Source organism: Pseudomonas sp. B23(2017) (genome assembly GCF_002113725.1).
Classification (GTDB): domain Bacteria; phylum Pseudomonadota; class Gammaproteobacteria; order Pseudomonadales; family Pseudomonadaceae; genus Aquipseudomonas; species Aquipseudomonas putida_Z.
The window spans coordinates 100,407-114,456 of the sequence record NZ_NEJM01000001.1 but is presented as its reverse complement, the minus strand read 5'-3'; the positions used below and the strand labels follow the sequence as shown (position 1 = coordinate 114,456).

Sequence of the window (14,050 nt, the reverse complement as noted above, 5' to 3'; positions counted from 1 at the left end):
GCGACACAAGGCCGCTCCTACAGGGAATCGCATATCTCCTGTAGGAGCGGCCTTGTGTCGCGAAAGGGCCGCGAAGCGGCCCCAGGTTCCATCAGGCAATCAAGCCTGCACAGGCACCGCCAACTGCTGGCCCATGCGCACCGCGGAACCAGCACCCAGGTTCTCCGCCCACTTCACCTGCTCCGGCCCGAACAGCACGATAGCAGTCGACCCAAGCTTGAAACGGCCCAGTTCGGCGCCTTTCTCCAGGTGGATCGGCGCGCGGCTGGCTTCGTCGTAGCGGAAGGTCTTCAGTTCACGCTTGGGTGGCGTCACCAGCCCGGCCCACACGGTTTCGATCGAAGCGACGATCATCGCGCCAACCAGTACCACGGCCATCGGCCCGCGCTCGGTATCGAACAGGCAGACCACACGCTCGTTGCGGGCGAACAGCTCGGGGACGTTCTCTGCGGTGGTCTGGTTGACCGAGAACAGGCGGCCCGGCACGTAGACCATTTCACGCAGGGTACCGGCCAGCGGCATGTGCACGCGGTGGTAATCCTTGGGCGACAGGTAGATGGTGGCGAACTCGCCGCCCATGAACGGCGCGGCCATGGCCGGGTCGCCGCCCAGCAGCTCCTGTGCGCTGAAACCGTGGCCCTTGGCCTGGAAGATGCGGCCGTGCTCGATCGGGCCAAGCTGGCTGACGGCACCGTCGGCCGGGCACAGGATGGCGCCCGGGGTCTCGTCCAGCGGGCGGGCACCCGGCTTCAGGGCGCGGGTGAAGAATGCATTGAAGTGCTCGTAGGCGCTCAGGTCCTCGACCAGCGCTTCGCTCATGTTGACCTGGTAACGCTTGGCGAACCAGGCGGTGAAGGCGTTCTTGAACCAGCGCACGCGGCACTCGGCGATGCAGCCGGCCAGCCGCGACAGCAGGTGGTGCGGCAGCAGGTACTGGCTGATGATGAACAAACGGGATTTCATGCAGGTTCCTTAGACTTCTACAGGCGTGTCCGGGTGGTTGCCCCATTCGCTCCACGAGCCGGCGTAGGCCTTGACGCGCGGGTAGCCGAGGGCCTTGGCCACCAGGTAGGTGAAACCGGAGCGGCGGTGGGTCTGGCAGTGGGTGATCACTTCCTTGTCGGGGGTGATGCCCAGGTTCAGCAGGACTTCGGCGATGTCCTGGCGGATGCGCAGGTGGTCGTTGAGGTCCATGCCGGCGGTCCACTCGAAGTTGATCGCGCCGGGGATGTGGCCGCCCTTGGCTGCCAGCACTTTCTCGCCGCTGAATTCCTGCGGGCCACGGGCGTCCCAGATGACCAGGTCGTCGGCGCCCAGGCGGCTTTGCAGGTACTCGCGGGTGGCGGTGGGCGAACTGTCGATGCGCAGGTGCACCGGCGTGTTGCCGCTGGCGGGCACTTCTGTGGAGAGTTTGTCGGCGGGCCAGGCCTGGATGCCGCCATTGAGGTAGTGGTAACGCTTGTGGCCGATCACGTCGAGCAGCCAGATGAAGCGCCCGGCCCAGCCGCCGCCCTCATCGTCATACACCACATACACGGCATCGTCGCGGTGGCCGAGTTCGCTGAACAGTTTTTCCAGCTCGCCCAGGGCCGGCAGCAGGCCGGGGGCGGGGGGCTGGCCAAGCTGGGTACGCTTGCCTTCGACAAAGCGTGCGCCGGGGATATGCCCGCTGACATAGCGGTTGGCGCTGCTCAGGTCGACCAGGATCAGCTGTGGCGAATCCAGGCGCGGCAGCAGGTCCGCGGCTTCGATCACCAGGGGCAGGCCGGAAAAGTCAGTCATCCACGGTCTCCAGTGTGGAAAGAGGGGCGATTGTAGCGCAAGGCTCAGGCCTTGCGGTTGGCAAACACCGACAGCGCCCGTTCGGTGCACTGTGCGGTCTTGCCGAAGGCTTGCACGCTGATATCGGCCAGCGGCCGGCAGCCCTGGTCAGCCACCATCAGCATCAGCACCTGGTCCGCCACCGCCAGCGAGCGCAGCAGCACGTGTTCGCTGCGGAACAAGGCACGCAGCGGGGCCGGCAGCAGGGCCGAGAACTGGCTGTGGTTTTCCGGGGTGATACGCAATTGCCCGGCCTTGGCCAGCAGCTTTTGCAGCAGTTTGTTCTGCGCCACCGGCAGTACCAGCGCCCCGGCTTCCTTGGGCAGGCCGGCCATCTGCTGCACGCGCAGCTGGTCGTTGGCCTTGTCCAGGCTCAGCAGCAGGATCCGCTGCATGCCAGAGGCCAGAAGGGCCTCGATAACCTGCGTGGCCAGGTGCACGCTGTTGGTGAACGGGCTGGGCTGGGCCAGAAGGTCCTGGCACAGCTTGCGCCAGCGCGCCAGTTCGTCGCTGGTGGGCGGTGGCGGAGCCAGCATGTCTGGGTGCGGGCGGCGCTGGTGCCAGGGCCAGATCAGCGCTTCGGCAGGGTGGAACAGGGCATGCTGGGCATGGCGGCGGGCGCTGGCCGCAGCCTGCTGGTGCACCTGCTGCTGCACGTCTTCCAGCGAGGTCTGCAGGTACAGTGCGGTCAACAGCTGCCAGCGCAGCAGGTGTGGGTTGTCCCAGCCCACCTGTGCCGCCAGGGCCAGGTTGTTGGCCAGCAGCACGGTGTTGGCCGGCTGGTTGAACCAGCGGCGCAGGCCAGGCTCGGCGTCCAGGCGGTGTTGCTGGCTGAGCAGGTCCGGGTCGCGGGCGATACTGAGCACCTGGGCCAGTTGTTCGCGTTCTTCCAGCAACAGGCGGTAACCCTGGGTCACCCATTGTGGCAGGCGCCAGTACTCCGCCATGGTCTGGCAAAGCTCCATGATGCGCACGCCAAACAGTTCTTCCTCGACATGGGCGGCGTCTTCGCCCTTGTGGATAACCCGCAGCTCCCAGGTATCGAGCAGCTTGGGGTAGGCCAGCGCCAGCGGCCAGAGTGGCGACAGGAACAACAGGCTGCCCCAGTGGATTTCCTGCCACAGCCGTGCAAGGCGGCTGGCGAACAGGCCGCTGGCCTGCTGCGAGGCGTGCTGGCTGATCAGCTGGAACTGGCACAGTACCGGTGGGATTTCTTCGACGGGCACAGCTGGCAGGCGTTTGAGCAGCTGTTCGCTGCGCTCCAGGCCCAGGCGGTTGAGGGCGACTTCCAGGCTTTCGGCGGGCTCTGCCAGGCTGGCATTGGTGGGGTGATTGGCTTCGCGCATCACCGACAGCACCAGTGCCGGGCTATCCTGCATCAGTTCGGCGATATCGCGCAGCGAGCGGCGGCTATCGTGGATGGCGGCCATGACCCGGTCGTAGCTGTGCTTCGGCACGGGGATGCGAACACTCTCGAGCAGCTTTACCCAGGCCTCTAGCGTACGTGGAGCCTGAGCGGGCACCTTGGTTTCAATTGGCATTTTGACATCAGTCCGAACTGGCTTTTCGCATTGAGTGGCTATAGTCTGGCGCAGTTCTGCCGATAAGTAGAAGAAGAGTTTTAAAGCTCCCGTCTCTTCCCCTGACCACGACAGCAAGTGCTTTGAACCTATGGCTAAAATTATCGGCATCATCGTCGTATTCGCGAGCGTGCTCGGCGGATACGTGCTTTCCCACGGCAAGATTGCGGCGCTGATCCAGCCGTTCGAAGTACTGATCATCGGCGGTGCGGCCTTTGGTGCATTCCTGCAGGCCAACCCTGGCCACATGACCATGCACGTCATCAAGAAGTCGATGAAGATGTTCGGCTCGCGCTTCACTCATGCCTTCTACCTGGAAGTGCTGGGCCTGGTGTACGAGATCCTCAACAAGAGCCGGCGCGAAGGCATGATGGCCATCGAGGCCGACATCGAGGATGCCGCCGCCAGCCCGATCTTCGCCAAGTACCCGACGGTGCTGGCCGATGAGCGCATGACCGCGTTCGTCTGCGACTACCTGCGCATCATGTCCACCGGCAACATGGCCCCGCACGAGCTCGAGGGCCTGTTCGACATGGAACTGCTGAGCATGAAGGAAGAACTGGAGCACCCGTCCCATGCGGTGACCGGCATTGCCGACGGCATGCCCGGCTTCGGTATCGTTGCGGCGGTACTGGGTATCGTGGTGACCATGGCCTCGCTCGGCGACGGTGACCAGGCCTCCATCGGCCTCCATGTGGGTGCGGCACTGGTGGGTACCTTCTTCGGTATCCTGGCGGCCTACGGCTTCTTCGGCCCGTTGGCCAAGTGCCTGGAACACGATGCCAAGGAAGAGCTGAACCTCTACGAATCGATCAAGGCTTCGCTGGTGGCCTCGGCCTCGGGCATGCCGCCTTCGCTGGCGGTCGAGTTCGGGCGCAAGGTGCTGTACCCCAAGCACCGCCCAAGCTTCGCCGAACTGGAACAAGCGGTTCGCGGTCGCTGAGTCATGGAGAACAATCAGCCCATCATCGTCAAGCGCGTCAAGCGCTTTGGCGGCGGCCATCACGGCGGCGCCTGGAAAATCGCCTTCGCCGACTTCGCCACGGCGATGATGGCGTTCTTCCTGGTGCTGTGGCTGTTGTCCACGGCCACACCGGAACAGAAGATCGCCATTGCCGGCTACTTCAAGGACCCGATCGGCTTCTCGGAAAGCGGAACGCCCTACGTCATCGACCTGGGCGGCTCGCCTCAGCTGGCGCCGGAAAAGACCATCAACCCCGAAGCCAAGTCGGAGCCGACGCCTGATACCAGCATCCAGCTGGACAAGGACCAGGTGGAGACCATGGCCGAGCAGGTCGAGCGTGAGCGCCTGGAGTTGCTGCTGCAGGAACTGCAGAACAAGGTGGAAGAGAACCCGCAGCTGCAGAAGTTCAAGGACCAGATCCTGTTCGAGATCACCCAGGACGGCCTGCGCATCCAGATCATGGACGCCGAGAACCGGCCGATGTTCGACATTGGCAGCGCGCGCCTGCAGCCGTACTTCGAGGACATCCTGCTGGCCATGGCCGACACCATCAAGGCGGTGCCGAACAAGATCAGCATCAGTGGCCACACCGACGCCAAGCCTTATGCCGGTAGTGGCGAGTTCGGCAACTGGGAACTGTCGGCCAACCGCGCCAACGCCGCGCGCCGTGCACTCGTGGCCGGCGGCTACCCGGATGACCAGGTGGCGCGGGTGGTGGGTTATGCCTCGTCGTCGCTGTTCGATCGCAAGGACCCGTTCAACCCGGTCAACCGCCGCATCGACATCATCGTGCTGACCAAAAAGGCCCAGCGCAATATCGAAGGCGAGCAGGGCGCGCCGGAAGCACCGGCTGCCGAGCCTGCGCCGCCGGCCGCTGCGGCACCGGCGGCGCCAGGGGAGGCCGGGCAGGCCCCCATGCAGCCGCGTGAACTGCGCCAGAAGCTGAACATCTTCGAAGAGGGGACGCTGAAGATGGATGAGGCCAAGGACCAGTAAACCGTTTTTCGTCCGGCGCGGTCCCTTGTGGGAGCGGCCTTGTGTCGCGAAAGGGCCGCAACGCGGCCCCGGCAATATTTGCTGCTGATATCTGGGGCCGCTGCGCGCCCCTTTCGCGACGCAAGGCCGCTCCCACAGGATCGCGCCGTAGCTGAAGCCGGCGCAGAACCTGTGGCGCAAGCGGTCAGTAAGCGTCTTCCGGCAAACTGGCAATGATCGAGCGGTAGCTGTTCATCCGTTGCTGCTTGATACGCCCCTCGTCCAGCGCCTTGAGCAGCGCACAGCCCGGTTCGCGATCATGCTTGCAGTCGCGGAAGCGGCAGGTGCCGAACAGGTCGCGGAACTCGATGAAACCATCCTCCACATCACTGCGGCTGACGTGACCCAGGCCGAACTCGCGGATGCCCGGCGAGTCGATCAGGTCGCCACCATTGGGGAAGTGGTACAACCGCGCGGTGGTGGTGGTGTGGGTGCCCTGGCCAGACCACTCCGACAGGTCGCCGACACGGGTGCCGGCGTCCGGCAGCAGGCTGTTGACCAGCGACGACTTGCCCACCCCCGACTGGCCGACGAACACGCTGATGTGGCCGTCGAGCATCTGCTGCAGGCGTTGCATGCCGTCACCGTGGTGGGCCGAGACCTCCAGCAGCGGGTAGCCCAGCTCGCGGTAAACCTCCAGCAGCGCATGCAGGCCCGGGCCGTTCTCGTCGTTGATCAGGTCGGCCTTGTTCAGCAGCAGCAGCGGGCGAATGCCGGCGTGCTCCGCCGCCACCAGATAACGGTCGATGAGGTTGGGGTGCGGCTCGGGCGCGGGGGCGAAGACGATCACGATCAGGTCGACGTTGGCCGCCACCGGCTTCAGCTGGCCGTGGTTGTTCGGCCGGCACAGCTCGGTACTGCGCGGCATCTGCGCGACGATCACGCCAATGCCCTGGTTGCCCGAGCGCCATACCACGCGGTCGCCGGTAACCAGCGCCGGCAGGTTGGCGCGCAAGTGGCAGCGGAATACCTGGCCCGCGGCTTCGCCGTCCTGGGCTTCCACTTCTACCTGCACACCGAAGTGCGCAATCACCAGGCCCAGCTGTTCCGGCCCCAGGTCGCCACCCTCCAGTTCCTGCAGCACGTGCTGTTCGCGTTTGGCCGCACGCGCGGCGCGCTCGTTCTGGATTTTTTCGATGCGCCAGTTCTGGCGGCGATTGAGCTGGCGTTTGGCCATGAAGATTCCGTGCGTGGGGGCAGGTTGAAAACGGCAGGCAGTTTAGCACGCCAGGCGCCGGACCATTTGGCTTACCTTCGCGCCGTGAATGGGCGTGCCTTGGCCACTACGCTACTATGACGGCCTATACGAGGAGCCCCCGCATGCAAAACCCACAGAACCTGATCTGGATCGACCTGGAAATGACCGGCCTGGATCCGGACAGCGACGTCATCATCGAGATGGCCACCATCGTCACCGACAGCGAACTGAACACCCTGGCCGAAGGGCCGGTGATCGCCATCCACCACAGTGACGAAGTGCTGGCGCGCATGGACGAGTGGAACACCCGCACCCATGGCGCTTCGGGCCTGACCCAGCGCGTACGCGAGAGCAAGGTCGACATGGCCGCAGCCGAGGCGCAGACCATTGCCTTCCTCGAGCAGTGGGTACCGAAAGGCAAGTCGCCGATCTGCGGCAACAGCATCTGCCAGGACCGCCGCTTCCTCTACCGGCACATGCGCAACCTGGAAAACTACTTCCACTACCGCAACCTGGATGTCTCGACCCTGAAGGAGCTGGCTGCACGCTGGGCGCCTGATGTGCGTGACAGCTTCAAGAAGGGCAACACCCACCTGGCGCTGGACGACATCCGCGAATCCATCGCCGAACTGCGCCACTATCGCGAGCACTTCATCAAGGTATGAGCCGAAAAGGCGCAGATATTGTATCTGCGCCCTCTTTTGGTGCCATGGGCAACTGGTTAGACTGCGCGCCTTCTCGCCCGCCCGCACGGACCCCGCACCATGTTGTTGATGCTCTACCTCATCGCCATCACCGCCGAAGCCATGACCGGCGCGTTGTCTGCTGGCCGCCGCGGCATGGACTGGTTCGGCGTGGTGCTGATCGCCTGCGTCACCGCCCTGGGTGGCGGCTCGGTGCGTGACGTGCTGCTCGGGCATTACCCGCTGACTTGGGTGAAGCACCCGGAGTACCTGGTGCTGACCAGTTGTGCGGCGCTGCTGACCATCTTCATCGCGCCAATGATGCGCCGCCTGCGCTCGCTGTTCCTGGTGCTCGATGCCCTGGGGCTGGTGGCCTTTACCCTGATCGGTTGCATGACCGCACTGGAGATGGGGCAGGGCATGCTCGTGGCGTCGATCAGCGGGGTCATCACCGGGGTATTTGGCGGGATCTTGCGAGATATCTTCTGTAACGACATTCCCCTGGTATTCCGCCGCGAGCTGTACGCCAGCGTGTCGTTTGCCGCGGCGTGGTTCTATCTGGGCTGCGTGTATTTCAAGGTGCCGGCGGAGCAGGCGATGCTGCTGACCTTGTTTGGCGGGTTCCTGGTGCGGTTGCTGGCGATTCGGTTCCATTGGGAAATGCCCAAGTTCCACTACAACGACCAGCAGTAGCCTTGACATGCGCCCCCTGTGGGAGCGGGTTCACCCGCGAACACGGGCGCAGCCCGTGCCATCCACCGCGCGGGTAAACCCGCTTTCATAGAACTGTACATAACTCATTGAATTAGCGGGGACCCTGTGGGAGCGGCTTTAGCCGCGAACACCGGCGTAGCCGGTGCCATGCACCGCGTTGGATTCTTCGCGGCTAAAGCCGCTCCCACAGGGTACGAGGATCGCTTGCGAATTCAGTTATCTGTGCGACAACGCAGCCCAAAGGGCTGGGCAAACTCCCTCAGGGGGGGCTACGAAATGCCGTGCTGCGCCAGCGCCCACTCCACATGCTCCCTCACCAGCTCCGAGGCATCCTCGCGCCGCGCCTTCAGCGCTTCGATCACCGGGATCGTCGATGGCGCATTGCCAAGCCCCACCGCCAGGTTGCGCAACCAGCGCTCATACCCGGCCCGGCGCAATGGCCCGCCTTCGGTCTTGCGCAGGAAGGTCCTTTCATCCCACAGGAACATTTCCGCCAGCTCGGCATTCTCCAGCCCGTGCCGTGGCTGGAAGTCCTGTTCCTGGCTGTGCCTGGCAAAGCGGTTCCACGGGCAGACGATCTGGCAGTCATCGCAACCGAACACCCGGTTGCCCATCTTCGAACGCAACTCGACGGGGATCGGCCCCCGCAGTTCGATGGTCAGGTAGGAGATGCAGCGCCGTGCATCCAGCACATACGGCCCGACGAAGGCCTGGGTCGGGCAGATGTCCAGGCAGGCCTGGCAGCGCCCGCAGTGTTCGCTGGTGGTGGCTTCGTCCACCGGCAGCGGCAGGTCGACGAACAGCTCGGCGAGGAAGAAGTAGCTGCCCGCCTTGCGGTTGAGCAGCAGGGTGTTCTTGCCGATCCAGCCCAGCCCGGCCTGCTCGGCCAGGGCCTTTTCCAGCACCGGAGCGCTGTCGACGAAGGCGCGGTAGCCGAAGGGGCCGATGGCTTCCTGAATGCGATCGGCCAGGAACTGCACGCGCTTGCGCACCAGCTTGTGGTAATCCCGGCCCAGGGCGTAGCGCGATACGTAGGCTTTTTCCGGCTGCGCCAGGCGCTGCGCCATCTGCGTGTCGCCGGGCAGGTAGTCCATGCGCAGCGATACCACGCGTACCGTGCCGGGGATCAGTTGCTCGGGGTGCGCGCGTTTGCTGCCGTGGGCGCCCAGGTAATCCATCTCGCCCTGGTAGCCGGCGTCGAGCCAGCGCTGCAGGTGGTGTTCGTGTTCGCCAAGGTCGACCCCGGCGATGCCAACATGGGCAAAACCGAGTTCTTGGCCCCAAATCTTGATCGATTGGGCCAGTTTGGCGAGGTCAGGCGTACAGGCGGACATGGATGGGCAAGGCAATACGGGCTCAGGTGCGTATAATTCTGCCAGACATTGGAGCCTTTGACCCCATGCCGCAGACCAAACACCCCGGCCATACCCCTCAATTGCTCAGCAGCGTGACTGTCGCGCACCTGCCGGCACGGCATGCGCATGCCCATAAAGGCGACTTCGGCCATGTACTGGTGGTCGGTGGCGACCTCGGTACCGGCGGCGCCGTGCTGCTCAGTGCCGAGGCCGCCCTGCGCTGTGGCGCGGGGCTGGTCAGCGTGGCGACCCGGCCTGAACACGTGACTGCCAGCCTGGCGCGCCTGCCCGAGGTAATGTGCCTGGGCGCCACTTCGGCCAACCAGCTGATGGGTGTTCTGGAGCGCGCTTCGGTGCTGGTGGTCGGCCCTGGCCTGGGCCAGGCAGCCTGGGGCCGCAGCCTGCTGTCGGCGGTGGCCAATGCCGAGCGCCCACAGGTGTGGGACGCCGATGCCCTGAATTTGCTGGCGCGCACCCCGCTGGCCCTGCCCAGTGGCAGCATCCTTACCCCGCACCCCGGGGAGGCGGCGCGGCTGCTGGGCATTTCCACCGAGGCTGTGCAGGCGGACCGCGCGGGCGCCGCACTCAAGCTGGCGCGCCGTTACAACAGCGTCTGCGTGCTCAAGGGGGCTGGCACTCTGGTGGCCGACCCAGCCGGGCAGCTGCTGCTGTGCGAACGTGGCCACCCTGCCATGGCCGGTGCCGGCCTGGGCGATGTGCTGACCGGTGTATTGGCGGCGCTGCTGGCCCAGGGCCTGGATGCCTGGCATGCCGCGGGGCTGGGGGTATGGCTGCACGCCTGTGCCGGCGAGCGTCTGGGCGTTAAAGGTAGAGGCCTGGCTGCCAGCGATCTGGCGCCGGTCATTCGTGAGTTGTTGGAGGAGCATTCTGCGTGTCTGGCTTAAACCTGTTTCTGGCCGATGAAGCGGCCACGGTCAAATTCGGCGCACAACTGGCCGAGGTGACCGGCGGTCACGGCGTGATTTTTCTGGAAGGTGACCTGGGCGCGGGCAAAACCACGCTGTCGCGTGGCCTGATTCGTGGCCTGGGCCATACTGGTGCAGTGAAAAGCCCGACCTTCACCGTGGTCGAGCCTTACGAGATCGGTGAGGTGCGGGCGTTCCATTTCGACCTGTATCGCCTGGTCGATCCGGAAGAGCTGGAGTTCATGGGCATTCGTGACTATTTCGAGGGCGACCCGCTGTGCCTGTTCGAGTGGCCACAAAAGGGTGCGGGCGTTTTGCCAAAGCCCGACCTGACCATTACCATAAGCCCCCAAGCGGGCGGACGCTCGCTGATCCTTTCGCCGCAGGGGGCTCGCGGCGAGGCCTGGTGCGTTGCACTGGCCGAACACTATAAACAGTAAGTGGGGTAGGTATGCGCATACGCGCACTGGTCGCCATCGTTGGGCTGCTGCTGACAACGGTGACCGTTGACGCTCTGGCCGTCACTCAAGTCAAGAGCATGCGCCTGTGGCGCGCGCCGGACAACACGCGGCTGGTCTTCGACCTGTCTGGCCCCGTGCAGCACAGCGTCTTCACCCTGAGCGCACCTGATCGCCTGGTTATCGACATCAATGGCGCGACCTTGGCCGCGCCACTGAACGTGGCTACCTCCAATACGCCGATCAGCAGCGTGCGTTCGGCTCAGCGCACCCCGACCGACCTGCGCGTGGTGGTCGACCTGAAAAAGTCGGTCACCCCAAAAAGCTTCACCCTGGCGCCCAACGCCCAGTACGGCAACCGCCTGGTGGTCGACCTGTACGACCAGGAGGCTGACGCCATTGCGGCCAGCGCGCCGGCGCCGGCCCCGACTCCGGCACCAACGCCTGCAACCACGCCGGCAGTGCCGGTGACCCCGGCCCAGCCTGCCATCAAGCTGCCGCCGGTTCCCAACGGCAAGCGTGACATCGTGGTTGCCATCGACGCCGGTCACGGCGGCGAAGACCCGGGTGCGTCCGGCTCGCGTGGCCAGCATGAAAAAGACATCGTGCTGCAGATCGCCAAGGAACTGCAGCGCCAGATCAACAGCGAAAAAGGCTTCCGGGCCGAGCTGACCCGTACCGGCGACTACTTCATCCCACTGCGCAAGCGCACGGAAATCGCCCGCAAGAAGGGCGCCGACCTGTTCATCTCGATCCACGCCGACGCCGCGCCGTCCCGCGCCGCCTTTGGCGCCTCGGTGTTCGCCCTGTCCGACCGCGGCGCTACCTCCGAGACCGCGCGCTGGCTGGCCGACACGGAAAACCGTTCCGACCTGATCGGTGGTGCCGGTAACGTCAGCCTCGACGACAAGGACCGCATGCTGGCCGGCGTGCTGCTCGACCTGTCGATGACCGCCACGCTCAGCTCCAGCCTCAATGTCGGGCAGAAGGTGCTGGGCAACATGGGCCGCATTACCTCGCTGCACAAGCAGCGGGTTGAACAGGCCGGCTTCATGGTGCTGAAGTCGCCGGATATTCCGTCGATCCTCGTTGAAACCGGGTTCATCTCGAACAACAACGAAGCCGCCAAGCTGGCCACCGCCAGCCATCAGCAGGCCCTGGCACGTTCGATCCACACCGGTGTGCGCCAGTACTTCCAGCAGAACCCGCCGCCTGGCACCTACATCGCCTGGCTGCGCGACACCGGCAAGATCGCCGCTGGCCCGCGGGAGCACACGGTACGCCCTGGCGAGACCCTGGCGATGCTTGCCGTGCGCTACCAGGTCAGCGTGACCAGCCTGCGCAGCACCAACAGCCTCAAGACCGATGAACTGAAGGTCGGCCAGCGCCTCGATATCCCCGCTACCACGTTGGCCTCGCAATGAGTGGCGGTTCGCGCATCCAGCTGCTCAGCCCGCGGCTGGCCAACCAGATTGCCGCCGGTGAGGTTGTCGAGCGGCCGGCCTCTGTCGCCAAGGAGTTGCTGGAGAACAGCCTGGACTCCGGCGCCCGGCGTATCGACGTGGAAGTGGAGCAGGGCGGCGTCAAGCTGCTGCGGGTGCGTGACGATGGCAGCGGCATTTCCGCCGACGACCTGCCGCTGGCCCTGGCCCGTCACGCCACCAGCAAGATCCGCGAGCTGGAAGACCTGGAAGGGGTATTGAGCCTGGGCTTCCGTGGTGAGGCCCTGGCCTCGATCAGCTCGGTGGCGCGCCTGACCCTGACCTCACGTACCGCCAGCGCTACCGAGGCCTGGCAGGTGGAAACCGAAGGCCGCGACATGACCCCGCGGGTGCAGCCGGCGGCGCACCCGGTGGGTACTTCGGTGGAAGTGCGCGACCTGTTCTTCAATACCCCGGCCCGGCGCAAGTTCCTCAAGGCTGAGAAAACCGAATTCGATCACCTGCAGGAAGTGATACGGCGCCTGGCGCTGGCGCGCTTCGATGTCGGCTTCCACCTGCGCCACAACGGCAAGAGCATCCTCAGCCTGCACGAGGCCCACGATGAAACCGCCCGTGCGCGGCGGGTGGGCGCCATCTGCGGCCCGGGCTTCATGGAGCAGGCGCTGCCGATCGACGTGGAACGCAATGGCCTGCGCCTGTGGGGCTGGGTCGGCCTGCCGACCTTCTCGCGCAGCCAGGCAGACCTGCAGTATTTCTTCGTCAACGGCCGTGCGGTGCGCGACAAGCTGGTCGCCCACGCCGTGCGCCAGGCCTACCGCGACGTGCTGTTCAATGGTCGGCACCCGACCTTCGTGCTGTTCCTGGAGCTGGAGCCCAACGGCGTCGACGTCAATGTGCACCCGACCAAGCACGAAGTGCGTTTCCGCGAGGGGCGCTCGGTGCACGACTTCCTGTATGGCACCCTGCATCGCGCCCTGGCCGATGTACGCCCGGAAGACCAGTTGGCGGCGCCTGCTGCCGTGCCCGAAGTGGTCCGCCCCACGGGCCAGCAGGCCGGTGAGTTCGGCCCCCAGGGCGAAATGCGCCTGGCCTCGCCGGTGCTCGAGCAGTCGCGAGCCCCGCAGCAGTCGTTTTCCAGTGGCGGCAGTGGCGCGGGTTACCAGTACCAGTACACCCCGCGCCCCTCGCAGCCGCTGCCAGCCGCCGAGGCACAGGCGGTGTATCGCGAGTTTTACAAACCGCTGGATGAAGGCGCGGCGCCGACGGCGTTGCCCGAAAGCCAGGGTGACATTCCTCCGCTGGGCTACGCGCTGGCGCAGCTCAAGGGCATCTATATCCTGGCCGAGAACGCCATCGGCCTGGTGCTGGTAGACATGCATGCGGCCCATGAGCGCATCATGTACGAGCGCCTGAAGGTAGCCATGGCCAGCGAAGGCCTCAGCGGCCAGCCGCTGCTGGTGCCCGAGACCCTTGCCTTGAGCCAGCGCGAAGCAGACTGCGCCGAAGAGCACGCGCAGTGGTTCCAGCGGCTGGGCTTCGAACTGCAGCGGCTGGGCCCCGAGACCCTGGCCATCCGCCAGATCCCGGCTTTGCTCAAGCAGGCCGAGGCCAATCGCCTGGTGCAGGATGTACTCGCCGACCTGATGGAATACGGCACCAGCGACCGTATCCAGGCGCACCTCAACGAGCTGCTCGGCACCATGGCCTGCCACGGCGCCGTGCGCGCCAACCGGCGCCTGGCGATCCCCGAGATGAACGCCCTGCTGCGTGACATGGAAAACACCGAGCGCAGCGGCCAGTGCAACCATGGTCGCCCCACCTGGACCCAGATGGGCCTGGATGACCTGGACAAACTCTTCCTGCGCGGTCGATGA

The 14,050-nt window shown here is 65.2% G+C and carries 13 protein-coding genes; 8 read left to right on the top strand and 5 right to left on the bottom strand.

What is annotated here, in order from left to right:
• Positions 1-99: 99 nt before the first annotated feature.
• The 3 genes from asd to CAG46_RS00545 are packed head-to-tail and all read right to left on the bottom strand — an operon-like array spanning position 100 to position 3,362.
• Positions 100-963 carry an archaetidylserine decarboxylase gene (gene asd, locus CAG46_RS00555; RefSeq protein WP_085587903.1) on the bottom strand — a complete coding sequence of 288 codons (864 nt, stop codon included), beginning with the start codon at positions 961-963 and terminating at the stop codon, positions 100-102.
• 9 nt (positions 964-972) lie between these two features.
• Positions 973-1,782, bottom strand: a complete 810-nt coding sequence (locus tag CAG46_RS00550; protein ID WP_085614748.1) for a rhodanese-like domain-containing protein — start codon at positions 1,780-1,782, stop codon at positions 973-975.
• A 44-nt stretch (positions 1,783-1,826) separates the two neighbouring features.
• Positions 1,827-3,362 carry an HDOD domain-containing protein gene (locus CAG46_RS00545; RefSeq protein WP_085587908.1) on the bottom strand — a complete coding sequence of 512 codons (1,536 nt, stop codon included), beginning with the start codon at positions 3,360-3,362 and terminating at the stop codon, positions 1,827-1,829.
• A 130-nt stretch (positions 3,363-3,492) separates the two neighbouring features.
• On the opposite strand from CAG46_RS00545, the gene motA reads away from it, so the two are divergent.
• Positions 3,493-4,344 (top strand): flagellar motor stator protein MotA, encoded by an 852-nt coding sequence (gene motA / locus CAG46_RS00540; RefSeq protein WP_015272014.1) that lies wholly within the window; start codon positions 3,493-3,495, stop codon positions 4,342-4,344.
• A 3-nt stretch (positions 4,345-4,347) separates the two neighbouring features.
• On the top strand, positions 4,348-5,361 hold the full coding sequence (motB, locus tag CAG46_RS00535; protein WP_085587910.1) for a flagellar motor protein MotB: 1,014 nt from the start codon (positions 4,348-4,350) through the stop codon (positions 5,359-5,361).
• Between the two features lie 184 nt (positions 5,362-5,545).
• Here motB and rsgA read toward each other — a convergent pair whose 3' ends face one another.
• Positions 5,546-6,577, bottom strand: coding sequence for a small ribosomal subunit biogenesis GTPase RsgA (rsgA, locus tag CAG46_RS00530; RefSeq protein WP_025340832.1), 1,032 nt, complete (start codon positions 6,575-6,577; stop codon positions 5,546-5,548).
• A gap of 143 nt (positions 6,578-6,720) precedes the next feature.
• On the opposite strand from rsgA, the gene orn reads away from it, so the two are divergent.
• A complete protein-coding gene (gene orn / locus CAG46_RS00525; protein WP_025340831.1) occupies positions 6,721-7,263 on the top strand; it encodes an oligoribonuclease in 543 nt (180 codons plus the stop codon).
• 99 nt (positions 7,264-7,362) lie between these two features.
• Positions 7,363-7,974 carry a trimeric intracellular cation channel family protein gene (locus CAG46_RS00520; RefSeq protein WP_013974442.1) on the top strand — a complete coding sequence of 204 codons (612 nt, stop codon included), beginning with the start codon at positions 7,363-7,365 and terminating at the stop codon, positions 7,972-7,974.
• 290 nt (positions 7,975-8,264) lie between these two features.
• Here CAG46_RS00520 and queG read toward each other — a convergent pair whose 3' ends face one another.
• The gene (gene queG, locus CAG46_RS00515; protein ID WP_085614750.1) at positions 8,265-9,329 is read right to left on the bottom strand and encodes a tRNA epoxyqueuosine(34) reductase QueG; all 1,065 of its coding nucleotides are present in this window, start codon (positions 9,327-9,329) and stop codon (positions 8,265-8,267) included.
• Between the two features lie 65 nt (positions 9,330-9,394).
• Between queG and CAG46_RS00510 the strand changes: the two genes are divergently transcribed.
• From CAG46_RS00510 to mutL, 4 genes are read left to right on the top strand one after another with little or no spacing between them, the layout of a single operon-like run.
• Positions 9,395-10,255, top strand: a complete 861-nt coding sequence (locus CAG46_RS00510; RefSeq protein WP_085614752.1) for an NAD(P)H-hydrate dehydratase — start codon at positions 9,395-9,397, stop codon at positions 10,253-10,255.
• A 2-nt stretch (positions 10,256-10,257) separates the two neighbouring features.
• Positions 10,258-10,716 carry a tRNA (adenosine(37)-N6)-threonylcarbamoyltransferase complex ATPase subunit type 1 TsaE gene (tsaE, locus tag CAG46_RS00505; RefSeq protein ID WP_153671421.1) on the top strand — a complete coding sequence of 153 codons (459 nt, stop codon included), beginning with the start codon at positions 10,258-10,260 and terminating at the stop codon, positions 10,714-10,716.
• Between the two features lie 11 nt (positions 10,717-10,727).
• Positions 10,728-12,158 (top strand): N-acetylmuramoyl-L-alanine amidase, encoded by a 1,431-nt coding sequence (locus CAG46_RS00500; protein ID WP_075046528.1) that lies wholly within the window; start codon positions 10,728-10,730, stop codon positions 12,156-12,158.
• Entirely contained in the window at positions 12,155-14,050 is a 1,896-nt protein-coding gene (gene mutL / locus CAG46_RS00495; protein ID WP_085614754.1) for a DNA mismatch repair endonuclease MutL, read from the top strand. The genes CAG46_RS00500 and mutL overlap by 4 nt, the downstream gene beginning before the upstream one ends.